At 54.0% G+C, this 2,494-nt stretch carries 2 protein-coding genes and 2 tRNA genes; 3 read left to right on the forward strand and 1 reads right to left on the reverse strand.

All coding sequences use genetic code 11. The features are described from left to right. Positions 1–23 precede the first annotated feature (23 nt). Positions 24–99, forward strand: a tRNA-Glu gene (locus BIS10_RS18325). Positions 100–134: 35 nt separating this feature from the next. Continuing rightward, positions 135–209: transfer RNA gene (locus tag BIS10_RS18330), tRNA-Gly, on the forward strand. Positions 210–363: 154 nt separating this feature from the next. On the opposite strand, the gene BIS10_RS18335 is transcribed toward BIS10_RS18330, so the two are convergent. Continuing rightward, positions 364–1,998 (reverse strand): methyl-accepting chemotaxis protein, encoded by a 1,635-nt coding sequence (locus BIS10_RS18335; RefSeq protein WP_253507580.1) that lies wholly within the window; start codon positions 1,996–1,998, stop codon positions 364–366. A gap of 277 nt (positions 1,999–2,275) precedes the next feature. Between BIS10_RS18335 and BIS10_RS18340 the strand changes: the two genes are divergently transcribed. Further along, positions 2,276–2,494: ATP-binding cassette domain-containing protein (locus BIS10_RS18340; protein ID WP_253507583.1), on the forward strand; the 219-nt coding region annotated here is incomplete at its 3' end.

A 2,494-nucleotide genomic window follows, 5' to 3' on the forward strand; every position in this document is an offset into this window, starting at 1 on the left:
AATCTCTTTTCCCGCTCCAGCACGTCCCATTCGTCTAGTGGTCTAGGACACCGCCCTTTCACGGCGGTAACAAGGGTTCGAACCCCTTATGGGACGCCACTCACTTTATAAAACATCGCTGTATTGTTTGCGTTGCGGGAATAGCTCAGTGGTAGAGCATCGCCTTGCCAAGGCGAGGGTCGAGAGTTCGAATCTCTTTTCCCGCTCCATGCAAACCTCTTTTCTGAAGTCTGAAATCCTTATTGCCTGATCCCTAATTTAGTTATTGCTATCCACCGCTTATCAATAGCGGCGTTTTTGCGTGCGTGCCGTTTGGGCGGCGCTAATGATAGCGCCCAGGCGTAAGGCCTGAGCGCTGTAGGGTTAATCCACCAACGTGAAGTGGCCTACCACGCTGTTAAGTGACCGTGAGCGCTGCTTAAGGTTTTGGGCGGCTGTGGCTGTTTGCTGCACCATCGAGGCGTTGTCTTGGGTCGCCTGATCCAACTGGGCGATGGCCACATTAATTTGCTCAATGCCACGGGTTTGCTCGTGGGTGGCGGCGGTGATGTCTGCAAACAGGTCGTTCACCCGTTGGATGCGCTGATCAATATCCTGCATACGCTGCTTGGCGGTATCTACTAACGTGGCGCCGTTGCTCACTTGGGTGTTCGACGCGTTGATCAGCCCTTTGATCTCATGAGCGGCACTGGCCGAGCGGTTGGCTAACTGGCGAACCTCCCCGGCCACCACTGCAAAACCGCGGCCATGTTCCCCAGCGCGAGCCGCTTCAACCGATGCATTAAGGGCCAGGATATTGGTCTGGAAGGCGATGCTATCGATCAGCGTGACGATATCGGTGATTTTGTCTGCTTCCGCAGTGATCTCTTGCATAGAGGCTACCGCATCGCCAATGGCTTTCTGGCCCGCTTGAGACGTTTCCCCTGCGCTGCGTACCAGCTCTTTCGCTTGCTCTACGCTATCGGCGGTTTGGCGCACTGTCGCGGTTACTTCTTCCATGCTGGAGGAGGTTTGCTGCAGTGCGGCAGCCTGCTGTTCGGTGCGCGAAGAGAGTTCCTGGTTGCCCTCGGCAATATCCGCTGCGTTGTGGTCAACCGCAGCGCTAGTCGTTTGGATTTCTTGCATGGAATCGCGCAGCTTATCGCGCATGTGGCGAATATCATACAGCAGGCTGTTGGTGTCGTTTTGCTGCAGTATCACGGGGGCTGTTAAATCGCCTTGAGCAATGCGCGATACCACGCTAGCGGCATAGTCGGGTTCGCCGCCTAAACGACGCAGAATCAACGAGACCATGCCCCAGAAGGCTAGCGTAACCAGCGCTCCCGCCAAAATGCCGACCAGGACGCTCTCGATTAGCTGTTTCAGGATGGTGCTGCTCACATCGCCCACAAAAACGCTGCTGGCAACGTAGGCATCCCACGGGGTAAAGGCGGCAGAGTAGGCGCGAACCTGCGGTTGGGCATCACCGCCCCGAGCGAAGTTAGAGAAATACTCGGTAAAGCCGCTGCCCGTTGCCTGGGTATTCTCCAGCATGGTTTGGAATATCAGCGTGCCTTCCGGGTCTTTTACCTGGGAAACATCCTCACCCACTTCCCGTTTAGGGTGGGCAAGTATGTGTAGACTGTCATTAAAAGCGAATAGGTAATTGTCCTCTTCGCCAAAACGCACGTCGCGCAGCGTGTTAAAGGCTTGTCGCTGTGCTTCCTGGTTGGAGAGCTGGCCTTGTTCGGCTAGCTGGTGAAAGTGCTCCAGGGTTGAGATGGCGATATCGACAGCGGTCACCATGCGCTGTTCGCGTTCGGTGTAGAGCAGCGCACGGCTTTGAAACGCGTTGATCGCGATCATAACGGCAAGGATCAGCCACAAGATGGCGATGCCTAGCAGCCGCTGTCGGCGCAGTGGCAAAGCGGCAAGCCCTTTATGAGCATTTCCTGATGAAGATGGCGTTGAGGTATAGGCATTCATGCCTAAAGACGGAGTAATAGTAGTAGTGCTCATTATTGGTGAGTTCTCTTATTAAAAAGGGTGCTTCTTGGGGTGCCGCTAGGAGGAGGGGGAGGAGCGGCGCGCAACTAATACTAAAGTATTAAATAGTGAGTTACCTCAGTAATAGCGTGGCAAAGTGTCACTTAATGTAGTGCGAAATAGAGGGAAATCAGGGGCATGGCGGTAGGTGTTCAAGCGTTATAAGCCGCTAACTTGAAAAAATATATGCATGCCCCGATATCCTCCCTTCTAGCTCTTTTGTGCTCCCACTTGCTGACAGGACATATTCATGGCCGAACCGGCATTGTCGATCCGTGGCCTTACCAAGGTGTATGGCAACGGCTTCCAAGCGTTAAAAGGTATTGATTTAGACGTCCAGCAGGGCGATTTTTTTGCGCTGTTGGGCCCCAACGGCGCAGGAAAGTCCACCACCCTTGGCGTCGTTTGCTCGCTGGTACAGAAAACGGCGGGTAAAGTGTCGATTTTTGGAATCGACATTGATAAAGAC

It is taken from the genome of Halomonas sp. 707B3, from assembly GCF_024158645.1.
GTDB classification, from domain to species: domain Bacteria; phylum Pseudomonadota; class Gammaproteobacteria; order Pseudomonadales; family Halomonadaceae; genus Vreelandella; species Vreelandella lionensis.